Origin of the sequence: Roseateles hydrophilus (assembly GCF_026712245.1) — a bacterium.
Classification (GTDB): domain Bacteria; phylum Pseudomonadota; class Gammaproteobacteria; order Burkholderiales; family Burkholderiaceae_C; genus Pelomonas; species Pelomonas hydrophilus.
Map to the genome: position 1 here is coordinate 1 of NZ_JAPPUY010000001.1, position 15,073 is coordinate 15,073.

At 66.0% G+C, this 15,073-nt stretch carries 10 protein-coding genes and 2 pseudogenes; 6 read left to right on the forward strand and 6 right to left on the reverse strand.

All coding sequences use genetic code 11. The annotated features are described in order from the left end of the window. Positions 1–100 precede the first annotated feature (100 nt). The 5 genes and pseudogenes from NYO99_RS00005 to mobB all read right to left on the reverse strand — a co-directional run bounded on the left by NYO99_RS00005 (position 101) and on the right by mobB (position 3,613). Positions 101–1,213 carry a hypothetical protein gene (locus NYO99_RS00005; RefSeq protein ID WP_268165037.1) on the reverse strand — a complete coding sequence of 371 codons (1,113 nt, stop codon included), beginning with the start codon at positions 1,211–1,213 and terminating at the stop codon, positions 101–103. Positions 1,214–1,557: 344 nt separating this feature from the next. Further along, on the reverse strand, positions 1,558–2,550 hold the full coding sequence (locus tag NYO99_RS00010; RefSeq protein WP_268165038.1) for an Abi family protein: 993 nt from the start codon (positions 2,548–2,550) through the stop codon (positions 1,558–1,560). 21 nt (positions 2,551–2,571) lie between these two features. Next, positions 2,572–2,835, reverse strand: a pseudogene (locus NYO99_RS00015) (N-6 DNA methylase); the annotation flags it as partial. Next, a pseudogene (locus NYO99_RS00020) lies at positions 2,836–3,033 on the reverse strand (transposase); the annotation flags it as partial. Beyond that, positions 3,008–3,613 (reverse strand): molybdopterin-guanine dinucleotide biosynthesis protein B, encoded by a 606-nt coding sequence (mobB, locus tag NYO99_RS00025; protein WP_268165039.1) that lies wholly within the window; start codon positions 3,611–3,613, stop codon positions 3,008–3,010. The gene mobB and the pseudogene NYO99_RS00020, both read right to left, overlap by 26 nt. 58 nt (positions 3,614–3,671) lie before the next feature. Here mobB and NYO99_RS00030 point away from each other — a divergent pair, with 58 nt between their 5' ends. From NYO99_RS00030 to NYO99_RS00045, 4 genes are all read left to right on the forward strand, one after another. Then, entirely contained in the window at positions 3,672–5,522 is a 1,851-nt protein-coding gene (locus NYO99_RS00030; protein ID WP_268165041.1) for a type IV pili methyl-accepting chemotaxis transducer N-terminal domain-containing protein, read from the forward strand. Then, positions 5,519–6,178, forward strand: coding sequence for a response regulator (locus tag NYO99_RS00035; protein ID WP_268165042.1), 660 nt, complete (start codon positions 5,519–5,521; stop codon positions 6,176–6,178). The genes NYO99_RS00030 and NYO99_RS00035 overlap by 4 nt, the downstream gene beginning before the upstream one ends. Before the next feature lie 142 nt (positions 6,179–6,320). After that, positions 6,321–7,592, forward strand: coding sequence for an MFS transporter (locus NYO99_RS00040; protein WP_268165043.1), 1,272 nt, complete (start codon positions 6,321–6,323; stop codon positions 7,590–7,592). A gap of 135 nt (positions 7,593–7,727) precedes the next feature. Next, positions 7,728–9,368 carry an MFS transporter gene (locus NYO99_RS00045; RefSeq protein WP_268165046.1) on the forward strand — a complete coding sequence of 547 codons (1,641 nt, stop codon included), beginning with the start codon at positions 7,728–7,730 and terminating at the stop codon, positions 9,366–9,368. A gap of 105 nt (positions 9,369–9,473) precedes the next feature. Here NYO99_RS00045 and NYO99_RS00050 read toward each other — a convergent pair whose 3' ends face one another. Next, complete coding sequence (locus NYO99_RS00050; RefSeq protein ID WP_268165047.1) at positions 9,474–9,767, reverse strand: hypothetical protein; 294 nt, start codon at positions 9,765–9,767, stop codon at positions 9,474–9,476. Positions 9,768–9,921: 154 nt separating this feature from the next. On the opposite strand from NYO99_RS00050, the gene NYO99_RS00055 reads away from it, so the two are divergent. Together NYO99_RS00055 and NYO99_RS00060 are read left to right on the forward strand one after the other, a co-directional pair. After that, the gene (locus NYO99_RS00055) at positions 9,922–11,259 is read left to right on the forward strand and encodes an MFS transporter (protein WP_268165048.1); all 1,338 of its coding nucleotides are present in this window, start codon (positions 9,922–9,924) and stop codon (positions 11,257–11,259) included. A gap of 15 nt (positions 11,260–11,274) precedes the next feature. Further along, positions 11,275–15,066 carry a nitrate reductase subunit alpha gene (locus NYO99_RS00060; protein ID WP_268165049.1) on the forward strand — a complete coding sequence of 1,264 codons (3,792 nt, stop codon included), beginning with the start codon at positions 11,275–11,277 and terminating at the stop codon, positions 15,064–15,066. The last annotated feature ends 7 nt before the right edge of the window (positions 15,067–15,073 follow it).

Here is a 15,073-nt window from a genome sequence, read left to right on the forward strand (position 1 = left end):
AACGCAAGAAAGGAGACCCCAAGACCTCAGAGATATCCACAGACTCAGGCTCCCTCGGGTAGCCTTCAGGGGTGGGTCAGTTCTGCACGAGCGCCCCGGGTCAGTTCGCTGCGAGCCTCAACAGGCTGATCCGCCCCAGGACCATGGCGCTTCGCGCCTCGGTGTCTGTGGCTAGCTGCAGGCGCTGGTTGCCGCGCTTGACAGCCGTGAGTAGGGTGCGGTTTGCGTCGAGGCGGCGGCGTACGTCGGCGAGCTTGCCTTCTACTTCCTGGATTGCTGTCGCGATGCGGGGTGTTGCGGAGTCCATTGCACCGCTGCGCTCGCCGATGTAGTCCTGTGCGGCGCGCAGATCGCTGATTGAAGGCACCTGCGACGTTTCAGGTAAGTCTTGCATGCACAGCGGGCAGGCGTGTCCGGGCGCATCGTGCTCGAAGATCGTCACCGCCTGGAGTCGAGCAGCATGCTCCCGTGCCTCAGCGGCGTAGCCCCTGGAGCTTCCCTCGAAGCTACGAGCTCGCTCCAGGGTTGATTGGAGAGTGCGCTGCTCGCGCACAAGCTCGCTTCGCACATCGGAGAGTCGGCGGAACTCGACGTCCTCGCCAGCTTCTGAAGCTGCAGAAGGCAACGGGGTGCTCTGGATCGTGCGTAGGGTCTCGATTTTCTCCTGCCAGGGGGCGCTGTCATCGAGCGCAGTCAGGCCAACCGCTTTCGCTTCGGCCAGCAGCGTGTCGGCGCGGCTCAGTCCTTCGCCGCGGATGGCTGCTGCCTCGGCAAGCCTGCGCTCGATCTGCCGGATCTCTGCACGCACACGTTTGAGTTCCTGTTGTTTCGCCACGTAGTCTTCGGTGACGGCCCCCAGGAAATACGGCAGGGTGTCCTTGATGGCCAGGGCCACGAATCGGTCGCTCGACCCGTGGAACAGGTGCTTTCGCTGCGCGATCTCGGTCTGCGACTGGAAGCAGAACGTGAGGGCGTGGCTTATCGAGGCGGCCAGCGGGTCCCGGCTCTGACCGGGCGGCGGCTCGTGCAGGTAATCGGACATGCCAACCCAGGACGCCAATAGCGCACGCAGGCCGTCACGGTTGGTGGTCTGGCGCAGCACATTGGCTGCGGGTATCACCACTGTGGTGTCGGTCTGAACGTAGATCGCCTCGTTGGATTTGCCGTCGCCATCCGGTAGCTGGCGCGCCACGAACGCCTGCCTGCAGCGCATTGAACGGCGCAATCCTCCCGTGAGCGCTGGGAGTGGGCGGAAAGGAAGGCTTCTTCCCTTCAAGGAACGCGGCGAAGACCAGCTCCAGCCCATCCCGGGCCCCGTAGCCTCGGTTCTCTTTTACTACCTTCTTCTCGTGTTCGCCGTGAGATCCCGCGCGAATCAACCAAATTGCCATCTTTTCCTCCCTAATTTCGCGCTTTCCTAGTCCTTGGTGCACGTCTGCGGACAAGTACGGACGTTGACGGTACCAGCCCGGTAGCCTAGAATTTGTGGCAACACGGCCCCTCTCGGTGACTCTGCTTCGGCAGGGAAGCTGCTGAGGGGTTTTTTATTGCCTACTCTCACCAGTCTGCCTCCCACCCACCAGGGGCGCCCATGCCCGCTAGGTTCAGGCCGAGGTGAGAGAGATCGGGGAAGGCGAGCAGATGCGCTTTCATCCGATCAGGCCAGCTCGACCGAGGATTGACCACGCCCAGCAGATGTCGGGTGATCTTCAAGAGCAAGAAGCAGCGTGCCCGCGCGTGTGCATCGGTCTCAAACGGTGTGACCCAGGCCTGCTCTGCAGACGACGGCAACTTGGGCTGATCGACGATGTTCCTATTCCAGAGACGGCTGTGGTGCGCGCAGACGTTGCGCAGATAGTTCAGGCTTCGCAGCCATGTCGCGAACACCCGGCCGTTGCTCACGCCGTACTGGCTGGCAATCGCGTCTTGCTCGGCCTCGCGAAGGCCGTTGAATAGCGTCGAAAGCGTGCCGAAGTCCCACACCTCGCAGGCCACCCAGATTGCCAGTGGTAGGCCATATTTCGTCCGGTTGTGCCGAACGAATTCTTCCTTGGAGCGGCCGATCAACTGGGCATGCTTACCCAGCCACTCGTGGTGCCGGGTGACGCCGGAATCCTTGTCCAACTTGACGCTGAACTCGTCGTGGAAAAGCTCGGGCTTGAGATAAGCAAAGCGGTCAAGTTGCCCAAGGGTGTGGGACAAGTCAACGCGCAGCGCGACTTCGATGCGTTCCAATGCGTCCATGACCAGGAGCCGAAGCTGCTTGTCAAAGACGTACAGGTCCACCGCATTCTGGAAGGTGGTCCCAGCCCGGAAGGCGTCAAGGGCGATGCGCTCTTCGCGCACCTTCTTAGGCTTGCGACCGTGCTCATCCAACAGGCATAACGGCTCGCTGCGTTCCCGGAACGCGAACCAGTAGCCACTGAGGCGGTAATAGCCAATGCGCTCCAGGTAGTCCAGCGCCCGAGCACGGTCGGTGACGACCATGCCCCGGCCGATCAACTGGTCCAGTTGATCGGCATAGCTCTTCCAGGGTTTGGGATAGCTCACGCGGTCGGCCTTTCCGGGGAGTCAGGGCAGCAATGGCAGCCCCAGCTCCTTGAGGAACTCGTTGTGCTGCTGTGTGGCGGTCTTGATCTTCCGATCCAAGGCCACCAACTCCTCGTGCACCTTCGCCAGGTCGATCTCTTCTTCGTCCTCCGCAGTGCTCACGTAGCGTGAGATGTTCAGGTTGAAATCGTTCTTCTCGATTTCTTCCATGCTCACCCGGCGCGAGTAGCGCTGCTCTTCCTTGCGGAACTGGTAGGTGCCGATGATCTTGTTGATGTGCTCAGGCTGGAGGCAGTGAATGCGCAGCATGGTCTCGATGGGAAACGGCGGCCGGCCGCCCAGTGCCTGGTGCGCGCCGCGCGCATGCGGCTGAACAAGCGCCACCAGCTCTGCCCACGGCACGACTTGGTTCATCTCGTCGAGGAAGACTTCCTTGCGGGTCTTCTTGGGCAGCGGGTCAAGGCCGAGCGTGATCTGATCCATGCCCATCATCGTCCCCGACGCTCAGGCCGCGCACCAGTCGGATTGACGAGAGGTTTTGCAGACCTTCCCTAGGGGTCAACTCGGCGGTGTCATGCGCCTCGGACAGCATCAGCTCGACCAGCCGTTGCGTGTCGCGGAGGTCTAGCCAGCGCGGCGCCTCGGCGGGCGGTTGCGTATCAGATGCCACTGCAACGATGCCCGGAAAGTCCGGCCAGAGCAGGGGCTTGCCGACCTCGGCCCGCCAGACCTCCAACTTGGGGAAGTCGCCCGACTTGAAGCCTTCGACGAGGAGCAGATCGCAGCTCTGTATGCGTGGGAGCAGCTCCTGCAGGGTTGGCTCGGCCTGGTCGCGCAACTCGTGCATCAGCGCCCAGCGCGTCCGGCCGAGCAGCAGCACCTCCTGACAGCCGGCCTCGCGCAGCCGGTGGCTGTCCTTGCCGGGGCGGTCGACCTCGATGTCTTTGTGGCTGTGCTTAAGTATGGAGACGCTCAGACCACGCGCGACCAGGGCCGGGATGAGCCGCTCCAGCAGCGTGGTCTTGCCCATGCCGGAGCGGCCGGCGATGCCGAATACCTTCATGCAAGCATTGTGATGTGGCGCAATCCGCCGGTCCTTGATGCGACGCAAAATGCCCGCCATGAAAAAACATGCATGGCGCGACGCCCGCCTGGCCACCAAGATCGGTGTGCTCGGGGCTGCGCTGTTGCTCGCGGCGCTGGCCTCGATCGGCGCCACGCTGTGGATCAGCTGGCAGCTGGTCGGCGGCGCGGCCGCAGTCAACGAGGCTGGACGCCTGCGCATGCAGACCTGGGAGCTGACCCATGTCAGCGCGCGTGGCGAGCAAGCCCAGGCCGAGCAGCTGCGCGCGCGCATCGACGCGTCGCTGGCGCTGCTAGCCCGCGGTGAGCCGGCGCGGCCCTTGTTCCTGCCCAGGGATGCCGACACGCAAACGCAGCTGCAGGCCGTCGAGCGCGCTTGGCGGGAGGCACGCGGCCATGTAATCAACGACCGCGAGGCCAGGGCCCTGGTCGCGCAGATCGACGCGCTGGTCAGCCGAGTCGAGGAACGCATCGCCGGCTGGACCGCGATCCTCTCCTCGCTGCAGCTGGCCCTGCTGCCTCTGGCCATCGTCGGCTGCGTCGGCCTGCTGGTGGCCTCGCGCGTACTCGTGTTCCTGCCGGTGGACCGGCTGCGCAATGCGCTGCGCGCCTTGGAGAACGGCGACCTCAGCGCCCGCGTGCCGGTTCGCAACCGCGACGAACTCGGCGAGGTCGCCGACGGCTTCAATGCGATGGCCGAGCGCCTGGGCGCCGCCTACCGCGGCATGGAGCTGCAGGTGCGCGATCGCACCGCGGATCTGCGCGCCGAACAGCAGCGCCTGACCCTGCTCTACGAGGCCAGCGCGTTCGCCGCCCAGGTCGAGTCGACCGACGCGCTGGCCGCAGGATTCGCCGATCGGCTGCGCCGCGCCGCGCGATCCGACGCGGTCATCATCCGTTGCTTGGACCCGCGCCGTGAGCGTATGGTGCTGCTGGCCTCGCAAGGCCTGCCGCCCGGCATGATGGACGCCGAGCGCTGCCTGGCCAAGGGCGATTGCCATTGCGGCGCACCCGAACCGGTCGCCCGCGTGATCCGCATCGAACCGGCGACCGACTACGGCACGCATTGCCAGAAGGCCGGTTTCTGCGCGGTGATTTCGGTGGCGCTGCGCTTGCATGGCGAGACCGTCGGCGAGATCGATCTGCTCTACCGTGACACGCCGCAGCTGCTGCCGGCCGACCGCGTGCTGCTCGACAGCCTGGCCGCGCACCTGTCCACCACCATCGAACGCCTGCGCGCCGCCGCCTTGCAACGCGAGGCCGCGATTGCCGAGGAGCGCGCGATGTTGGCGCGCGAGCTGCACGACTCGATCGCGCAGGGCCTGGCGTTCACGAAGATCCAGGTGCAGCTGCTACGCCAGGCCCAGCTGGCTGGCTGCGACGAGGAAGCCGCCAAGTTGCTCGACGAGGTCGAGCTCGGCATCAAGGAAAGCACCGCCGATGTGCGCGCGCTCTTGCTGCACTTCCGAACCCGCACCGATGGCGACGACCTGGTGCCGGCGCTGCAGCAGACCCTGCACAAATTCCGCCTGCAGTCCGGGCTGGAGGCCGAGCTGGAAGTGCGCGGCCATGGCGCGCCGCTGCCGGCCGACCACCAGGTGCAGCTGCTGCATGTGGTGCAGGAGGCGCTGTCGAACGTGCGCAAGCATGCCGGGGCTAGAGGCGTGAAGCTGGTTGTCGAGCAGCAGCCGCAGTTCAGCATTGAGGTGCAGGACGATGGCCGCGGCTTCGACACCGAGGGCGAAGGCCCGGACGACAGCCATGTCGGCCTGCGCATCATGCGCGAGCGCGCCGAGCGAGTTGGCGCCGTCGTCGACATCCAATCCCAACCCGGCAGCGGCACGCGTGTGCGCGTCGCGCTGCCGCAAGCCCTTGCCCTGAGCGCATGACTGCAGCACCCATCCGTGTCCTGGTCGTTGACGACCACACCTTGTTCCGTCGCGGCCTGATCGCGCTGCTGTCCAGCCAGTCGCAGCTGCAGGTCGTCGGCGAGGCTGGCGACGCGAGCGCCGCCGAGCGCCTGGCGGCCGAGCTCAAGCCCCAGATCATCCTGCTCGACAACCACCTGCCCGGGGTCAGTGGCGTGATGGCGCTGCCCGCCATCAAGGCCGCCGCGCCCCAGGCCCAGGTGCTGATGCTGACCATGAGCGAATCCGAGTCCGACCTCGGCGCCGCCTTGCGCGCCGGAGCCTGCGGCTACCTGCTGAAGACGGCGGACAACGCCGAGCTGACCACGGCCATCGAACGCGCGGTGCGCGGCGTGTCCAGCTTCAGCGCCGAGATGACCGGCAAGCTGGCGACCGCGTTCCGTCACGAGGCGGAGGCTGCCGCGCCGCCACCGCCCGACCCCTTTGCCAGCCTGTCACCCCGCGAGCGCGAGATCCTCGACCTGATCGCCCGCGGCGACTCCAACAAGGAGATCGCCCGCGAGCTGGGCATCGCCGAGACCACGGTGAAGATCCATGTGCAGCACCTGCTGCGCAAGCTGGAGCTCGATTCGCGGGTGCAGGCCGCGGTGCTGGTCACGCAGCACAAGTCGACCTGAATCCCGCCGAATAGTTCTTTAGAACGAGGGCAGGGCGCCCGCCCTCGCTCCAGCGGCGCGGCGCCGGCTGATCCTCCGGTGAATGGGCGGGCCCGGGGCCCAGGGACAAAGTCCTCAGCATCCCCACTGAGGAGCACCCCGCATGAATGCCCCCGCTGTAGCCATCGACCGCAAGGCCTGGTCGGTGCTCATCGTCAGCACCCTGGCCTTCACCGTTTGCTTCATGGTCTGGATGATGTTCGGCGTCATCGGCATCCCGATCAAGAAGCAGCTCGGCCTGAGCGCCACCGAGTTCGGCCTGCTCACCGCGATGCCGGTGCTGACCGGCTCGCTGATCCGCGTGCCGCTCGGCATCTGGACCGACCGCTACGGCGGCCGCATCGTGATGACCATCCTGATGGCGATCACCGTGCCGGCGATCTGGCTGATGGCCTACGCCACCGCCTACTGGCATTTCCTCGTCATCGGCCTGTTCGTCGGCCTGGCCGGCGGCTCGTTCTCGGTCGGCACGCCCTACGTGGCGCGCTGGTTCCCGAAGAGCCGCCAGGGCATGGCCATGGGCGTCTACGGTGCCGGCAACTCCGGCTCGGCGGTGAACAAATTCGTCGCCCCGGCCCTGCTCGTCGCCTTCGGCTGGACCATGGTGCCGCAGGTCTACGCGGCCATCATGGCCGGCACCGTGCTGCTGTTCTGGTTCTTCAGCCACAGCGACCCCAAGCACCTGGTGCCCAGCAACGTCAAGTTCAGCGAGCAGCTCAAGCTGCTCAAGGACCCCAAGGTGCTGAAGTACTGCCAGTACTACAGCATCGTGTTCGGCGGCTATGTGGCGCTGGCGCTGTGGATGGTGCAGTACTACGTCGGCGAGTACGGCCTGGACATCCGCGTGGCCGCCCTGCTGGCCGCCTGCTTCAGCCTGCCCGGCGGCGTGCTGCGCGCCATCGGCGGCGTGCTCTCCGACAAGTACGGCGCGCACAAGGTCACCTGGTGGGTGATGTGGGTGAGTTGGATCTGCCTGTTCCTGCTCAGCTACCCGCAGACCGAGTTCACCGTGGCGACGATTGACGGGCCCAAGACCTTCTTCATCGGCCTGAACGTCTATGCCTTCACCGCCATCATGGCCGTGCTCGGCGTCGCCTGGGCCTTCGGCAAGGCCTCGGTCTTCAAGTACATCAGCGACGACTACCCGCAGAACATCGGCGCCATCAGCGGCATCGTCGGCCTGGCCGGCGGCCTGGGCGGCTTCATCCTGCCCATCCTGTTCGGCGCGCTGCTGGACTTCACCGGCATCCGCTCTTCCGCCTTCATGTTCATGTACGGCGTGGTCTGGGTCAGCCTGATCTGGATGTACTGGACCGAGGTGCGCAAGACCGAGGTGATGGGTCGCAATGCAACCGAATTCCACCTTGCTGGATGACACCCACCCCGTACCGGCTTCGCCGGCCCCCTCAAGGGGGCGCCACTGGTGGCCCGGCAAAGCCGGTTCCACGGTGGCCGCTTGAAGAACCGAGCCCTGTGTCGCGGGTCGCGCGAAACGCAAAGGAGAACTGATATGAACAAGACTGCACCTGCAGCGAGCGGCGCCGACATCCAGGACTGGCGCCCGGAGGACGAGACCTTCTGGGAACAGACCGGCAAGCGCATCGCCTATCGCAATCTGTGGATCTCGATCCCGGCCCTGCTCTGCGGTTTCGCCGTCTGGGGCATGTGGGGAATCATTGCGGTGCAGATGCTGAACCTCGGCTTTCCCTTCACGCAGGCCGAGCTGTTCACGCTCACCGCGATAGCCGGCATCTCCGGCGCCACCATGCGCATCCCGGCCAGCTTCCTGATCCGCATGGCTGGTGGTCGTAACACCATCTTCCTCACCACCGCCATGCTGCTGGCCCCGGCCATCGGCACCGGCATCGCCTTGCAGAACCCGGACTGGCCGCTCTGGGCCTTTCAGCTGATGGCGCTGTGGTCGGGCGTGGGGGGCGGCAACTTCGCCAGCTCGATGTCCAACATCAGCACCTTCTTCCCCAAGCGCCTGCAGGGTACGGCCCTGGGCCTGAACGCGGGGCTGGGCAACTTCGGCGTGACGACGATGCAGATCGTCATTCCGCTGGTGATGACGGTCAGCCTGTTCGGCTGGCTGGGCTTTGGCGGCGACCCCATGCCGCTGGTAAAGGACAGCGGCTGGATCTTCGGCAAGATCCCCGCGGGCACACCGACCTGGATCCAGAACGCCGGCTTCGCCTGGCTGGTCTCACTGGTGCCGCTGGCATTGCTGTGCTGGTACGGCATGAACAACCTGAAGACGGTGACGCCGAATGCCGGTTCGCCGTTGATGGCCTTCCTGAAGATCACCTACTTGTACTCGCTGGCCTTCATCCCGACCATCGGCATGCTCTACCTCTACCTGCCCAAGCCTACGGGCCTGGGGCTCTTGAGCATGTGGGTCGCCATCCCGCTGGACATCTGCGCGGCGCTATTGGTGATGCGTCTGGCTGCCTTCGGCGCGATGAAGGAGAACGTCGCCAAGCAGTTCGCGATCTTCAAGAACAAGCACACCTGGAGCCTGACCGCCCTCTATGTGGTGACCTTCGGCAGCTTCATCGGCTTCTCGATGGCCCTGCCGCTGGCGATCACGGTGATCTTCGGCTTCCAGCATGTGCCGGACGCCGCCGGGGTGATGACGCACACGCTGAAGAACCCGAACGCTCCGTCGGCACTCACCTATGCCTGGATCGGCCCCTTCGTCGGCGCGGCGATCCGGCCGATCGGCGGCTGGATCAGCGACAAGGTAGGCGGCTCCATCGTCACCCAGGTCATCTCCGCCGTGATGGTGGCCGCCTCGGTGGCCGTGGGCTATGTGATGCAGCAGGCCTACGGCTCAGCCACGCCGGAGCAGTACTTCCCGACCTTCATGGGGCTGATGGTGCTGCTGTTCGCGGCCAGCGGCGTGGGGAATGGGTCGACGTTCCGGTCGGTGGGGGTCATCTTTGACCGTCAGCAGGCTGGTCCGGTGCTGGGGTGGACGTCGGCCGTTGCCGCGTACGGCGCCTTCATCGCGCCTGTGCTGATCGGCGAGCAGATCAAGGCGGGGACGCCGCAGCTGGCCTTCTATGGGTTTGCGGCGTTCTATGCGGTGTGTCTGATGTTGAACTGGTGGTTCTATCTCCGCGGTGGTGCGGAGATTCGCAACCCCTGAGTTGCGGCTGGGTTGCCTGCGGGCAGCTCTTCTCACAGCGTCACAGCCCGCCCGGAGTTCGCCCGGGCGGGCGACCTACTTTTGGCGGCTGAGGCTGCCGGGAGGTCATGTCGCGGGGATCGAGTAGCCCACCTTGGTGCCTGTGACCACGATGAGTCCATCGCGCTTCAGCGCATCCAGCAGTTCGGTCAAATCCACCTCGCTGAGCTGCTTCTGGAACGAGGACTGGATCGTGCTCGTCAGCGTCTTCTGCGTCTGTGGACGGGACGCGCCTCGCTGACGCAAGTCGCTCACCGCCACGCTCACCCTGTCGGGCCGGTTCTTGCTGTTTGCCGCCTTTAGCAGGGGGATCTCGCTGAAATCGCGAGAGCGCGCAGCGAACACCTTGCGCTCCTTCAAGTGCGCGATCAAAGGCGAGACCCGGCAGGCTCTCGCGCAGCGAACCAACCCAGGGTAGTTCCAAAGAACGATGCCACCCCAACCCGGCATCGTCATTCCGCGCCCACCATCCCGCCCCGCCGGTGGATGCCGGGCAGCCGCGCCAACACCGAGCATGTCCCCTATGCAGCCGCGCAGCGCCACGCCAACCTGGAAACCGGAAGACCCGGACTTCTGGGACAGGCACGGCCGCGCCATCGCCCTGCGCAATCTCGGCTTCGCGATCCCCGCGCTGGCCCTGTCCTTCGCCGTCTGGCTGCTCTGGTCGGTGCTCGTCGTGCACCTGCCCGCGGCCGGCTTCCGCTACTCAACGAACCAGCTGTTCTGGCTCAGCGCCTTGCCTGCCATCTGCGGCGCCACGCTGCGCATCTTTTACGGCTTCGCGGTGCCCCTGGTCGGCGGCAGGCGCTGGACGGCACTGTCCACCGCCAGCCTGCTGATCCCCGCTACCGGCATCGGCTTCGCGGTGCAGGACCCCGCCACGCCCTATGAGTGGATGGTCATGCTGGCCTTGCTCTGCGGCTTGGGCGGCGCCAACTTCGCCAGCGGCATGGCGCATATCAGCGCCTGCTTCCCTGCGCGCGAACAGGGCAGGGCGCTGGGTGTGGGGGCGGGCTTCGCGCACCTCGGCGTCGGCCTCGTGCAATGGGCGGTGCCCACCGTCATCGCGTTCGATCTTTTCGGCCTGCCAGCGCAGGGCGACGGCGCGCTCTGGCTGGCCAACGCCGGTTTTGTATGGCTGCCGCTGATCGCGGCGAGCAGCGTCACCGCCTGGTTCGGCATGAACGACTTCGCGTTTACAGGCGCCGGCCTGGCCGAGCAGGCGCTGATGTTCACGCGCCGGCACAGCTGGCTGATGAGCTGGCTGTATCTCGGCAGCTTCGGCAGCTTCATTGGTTTTTCCGCCGCCTACCCGCTGCTGCTGCGCAGCCAGTTCCCCGACTTCCAGGCCGCGCAGCAGCTGGTCTGGATAGGTCCCTTGCTCGGCGCCGCCGCGCGGCCGCTGGGCGGCTGGGCGGCCGATGACTTCGGTGGCGCGCGCATCAGCCTGGCCTGCTTCGTGGCGCTGCTGCTCGGCAGCGTCGGCGTGCTGGTGAGCCTGAGCGGCGCCGGCAGCTCGCTGCTGTTCGTGGCCAGCTTCGTGCTGCTGTTCATCGCCGCCGGCCTGGCCAACGGCAGCACCTTCCGCATGATCCCGCTGGGCTTTCTGCGCGACGCGCAGGCAAGTCACACCAAGCGCCCCGAGGCGATCGCGCAAGGCGCGGCGGCGCTGGGCCTGTGCTCGGCCGTCGGCGCCTATGGCGGCTTCTTCATCCCCAAGAGCTTCGGCAGCGCCATCGCGCTGACCGGCGACCCCACGGCCGCCTTGCTCTGTTTTCTTGCGTTCTACGGGAGCTGCATCGGCATCTGCTGGTGGTTCTACGCCCGGCGGAACGCGCCACTTTCCTGCTAACCGGAGATCCACTCCATGTCCCATTTCTTGGACCGCTTGACCGCCTTCCAGCTGCCGAAGGAAGTCTTCGCCGCCGGCCACGGCGTGACCACCGGCGAGGACCGCACCTGGGAGGACGCCTACCGCAACCGCTGGGCCCACGACAAGATCGTGCGCAGCACGCATGGCGTGAACTGCACGGGCTCCTGCTCGTGGAAGATCTATGTGAAGGGCGGCATCGTCACCTGGGAGACCCAGCAGACCGATTACCCGCGCACCCGTGCCGACCTGCCCAACCACGAACCACGCGGCTGCGCGCGCGGCGCCAGCTACTCCTGGTACCTCTACAGCGCGAACCGCGTGAAGTACCCGATGGTGCGCGGCCGGCTGCTCAAGCGCTGGCGCGAGGCCAAGGCTGTTGCTCGTGACCCTGTTTCCGCCTGGGCGCTGATCCAGGGCGATGAGGCCGCGCGCCGCGACTACCAGCAGCTGCGCGGCATGGGCGGTTTCGTGCGCTCGACCTGGGAAGAGGTCAACGAGCTGATCGCCGCGGCCAATGTCTACACGATCAAGCAGCATGGGCCGGACCGCATCATCGGCTTCTCGCCGATCCCGGCGATGTCCATGGTCAGCTACGCCGCCGGCAGCCGCTACCTGAGCCTGATCGGCGGCGTCTGCATGAGCTTCTACGACTGGTACTGCGACTTGCCGCCGGCCAGCCCGCAGATCTGGGGCGAGCAGACCGATGTGCCCGAGTCGGCCGATTGGTACAACAGTAACTACATCATTGCCTGGGGCAGCAACGTGCCGCAGACGCGCACCCCGGACGCGCACTTCTTCACCGAGGTGCGCTACAAGGGCGCGAAGACCGTGGCGGTGACGCCCGACTACTCCGAGGTCGCCAAGCTGGCCGACCTCTGGCTGCACCCCAAGCAGGGCACCGATGCCGCCCTCGCGATGGCGATGGGCCATGTCGCGCTCAACGAGTTCTATTTCAAGCAGCGCTCGCCGTACTTTGACGACTACGCGCGCCGCTACACCGACCTGCCGCTGCTGGTGCTGCTGGAAGAGCAGACCCTGCCGGATGGTCGCAAGACGCGTGTGCCGTCGCGCTACCTGCGAGCCAGCGATCTGCAGGGCCAGATGGGTCAGAGCAACAACCCAGAGTGGAAGACCCTGGCCTACGACGACACGGGCCGGCTGGTGCTGCCGAACGGTTCGATCGGCTTCCGCTGGGGCGCCGAGGGGCGGACCGACACCGGTCACTGGAATCTGGAAGCCAAGGAGGCGCAGAGCAGCAGCGAGGTGCGGCTGAAGCTGTCGCTGGTCGAGGACGGTGAGCAGGCGAACGAACTGATCGATGTCGCGTTCCCCTACTTCGCCGGCACGGCCAGCGCCCACTTCACGCCGAACCCGCAGCTTGACGGCGTCAGCCACCACGCCCGGGTGCCGGCCACGCGTCTGCAGACGAATGACGGCGAGGTGCTGGTCGCCACCGTGTTCGACCTGCAGGCCGCGCAATACGGCATCAACCGCGGCTTCGGCAGCGGCGCCAAGGACTACGACGACAACGCGCCCTATACGCCGGCCTGGCAGGAGGCCATCACGGGCGTGCCGCGCGCCCAGGTGGTCCGCGTCGGTCGCGAGTTCGCCGAGAACGCGCACAAGACCCAGGGCAAGTCGATGATCATCATCGGCGCCGCGATGAACCACTGGTACCACTGCGACATGAATTACCGCGGTGTCATCAACCTCTTGATGATGTGCGGTTGCATCGGCCAGAGCGGGGGAGGCTGGGCGCATTATGTGGGCCAGGAAAAGCTGCGTCCGCAGACCGGCTGGGTGCCGCTGGCCTTCGCCACCGACTGGGTGCGCCCGCCACGGCAGATGAACAGCACCAGCTTCTTCTACGCGCACACCGACCAGTGGCGCTACGAGAAGCTCGACGTCAACGAGGTGCTGTCGCCGCTGGCCACCGCGTCCGAGAAGGCCGAGTTCAATGGCAGCCTGATCGACTGCAACGTGCGCGCCGAACGCATGGGTTGGCTGCCCAGCGCGCCGCAGCTCAAGACCAACCCGATGCAGGTGGTCAAGGACGCCGCTGCCGCGGGCATGAACGCCAAGGACTATGTGGTGCAGGCCCTGCGCGACGGCAGCCTGCAGATGAGCTGCGAGGATCCGGACGCGCCGCAGAACTGGCCGCGCAACATGTTCGTCTGGCGTTCCAACTTGCTGGGCTCCAGCGGCAAGGGCCACGAGTATTTCTGCAAGCATTTGCTCGGCACCGAGAACGGCGTTCAGGGCAAGGACCTGGGGGCCGATGACGCCAAGCCGCGCGAGGTGCGCTGGCATGCGCAGGCGCCGCAGGGCAAGCTGGACCTGCTGGTGACCCTGGACTTCCGCATGAGCACGACCTGTCTGTACTCGGACATCGTGCTGCCGACCGCCAGCTGGTACGAGAAGAACGATCTCAACACCAGCGACATGCACCCCTTCATCCACCCGCTGTCGGCGGCGGTGGACCCGGTCTGGCAGGCGCGCTCCGACTGGGAGATCTACAAGGGCTTTGCGAAGGCCTTCAGCGAGATCTGCGTCGGCCACCTGGGCAAGGAGACCGAGGTGGTGCTCAGCCCGCTGATGCACGACACCCCGGCCGAGCTGGCCCAGCCCTTCGGCGTGCAGGACTGGAAGAAGGGCGAGGTCGACCTGATCCCGGGCAAGACGGCGCCGACCATCGCCATCGTGGAGCGTGACTACCCGGCCACCTATGAGCGCTTCACCTCGCTCGGCCCCTTGCTCGACAAGCTCGGCAACGGCGGGAAGGGCATCGGTTGGGACACCAAGACCGAGGTGGCGCAGCTGGCCGAGCTGAACGGCAAGGACGCCGCCGGCCGCGCCCGCATCGTTACCGACATCGACGCCTGCGAGGTCATCCTGCAGCTGGCGCCCGAGACCAATGGCCATGTGGCGGTGAAGGCCTGGGAAGCCCAGGGCAAGGCCACCGGCCGCGAGCACACCCACCTGGCGCTGCACCGCGAAGACGAGAAGATCCGTTACCGCGACATCCAGGCGCAGCCGCGCAAGATCATCAGCTCACCGACCTGGAGCGGGCTGGAGAGCGAGAAGGTCTCCTACAACGCCGGCTACACGAATGTGCACGAGCTGATCCCATGGCGCACCCTCACCGGCCGCCAGCAGTTCTACCAGGACCACCCCTGGATGCGCGCCTTCGGTGAGGGCTTCAGCAGCTACCGGCCGCCGATCGACATGAAGGCAACCAGCGGCATGCAGGGCATCAAGCCCAATGGCAACCCGGAGATCGTGCTGAACTTCATCACGCCGCACCAGAAATGGGGCATCCACAGCACCTACAGCGACAACCTGCTGATGCTGACGCTGAACCGCGGTGGGCCGGTGATCTGGCTGAGCGAGGACGACGCGAAGAAGGCGGGGATCGAGGACAACGACTGGGTCGAGCTGTTCAACCTGAACGGCGCGATCGCGGCGCGTGCGGTGGTCAGCCAGCGCGTGAATCCGGGCATGACCCTGATGTACCACGCGCAGGAAAAGATCATCAACACCCCGGGGTCCGAGATCACCGGCGTGCGCGGCGGCATCCACAACTCGGTGACGCGCATCGTCACCAAGCCGACCCACATGATCGGCGGCTACGCCCAGTACAGCTACGGCTTCAACTACTACGGAACGATCGGCACGAACCGCGACGAGTTCGTGGTGATCCGCAAGATGAACAAGGTCGATTGGCTCGACACGCCGCGTGACGACCACCTCGCTGCCGCCTACCAGGCGCAAGGCGAGAACCCCTAAGCGAGGA

Excerpts from the sequence above, each read along its gene's own strand:
- NYO99_RS00030 (WP_268165041.1), top strand. The coding sequence starts at position 3,672 with ATGAAAAAACATGCATGGCGCGACGCCCGCCTGGCCACCAAGATCGGT.
- mobB (WP_268165039.1), bottom strand. The coding sequence starts at position 3,613 with ATGAAGGTATTCGGCATCGCCGGCCGCTCCGGCATGGGCAAGACCACG.
- NYO99_RS00060 (WP_268165049.1), top strand. The coding sequence starts at position 11,275 with ATGTCCCATTTCTTGGACCGCTTGACCGCCTTCCAGCTGCCGAAGGAA.
- NYO99_RS00045 (WP_268165046.1), top strand. The coding sequence starts at position 7,728 with ATGAACAAGACTGCACCTGCAGCGAGCGGCGCCGACATCCAGGACTGG.
- NYO99_RS00035 (WP_268165042.1), top strand. The coding sequence starts at position 5,519 with ATGACTGCAGCACCCATCCGTGTCCTGGTCGTTGACGACCACACCTTG.
- NYO99_RS00040 (WP_268165043.1), top strand. The coding sequence starts at position 6,321 with ATGAATGCCCCCGCTGTAGCCATCGACCGCAAGGCCTGGTCGGTGCTC.
- NYO99_RS00055 (WP_268165048.1), top strand. The coding sequence starts at position 9,922 with ATGTCCCCTATGCAGCCGCGCAGCGCCACGCCAACCTGGAAACCGGAA.
- NYO99_RS00005 (WP_268165037.1), bottom strand. The coding sequence starts at position 1,213 with ATGCGCTGCAGGCAGGCGTTCGTGGCGCGCCAGCTACCGGATGGCGAC.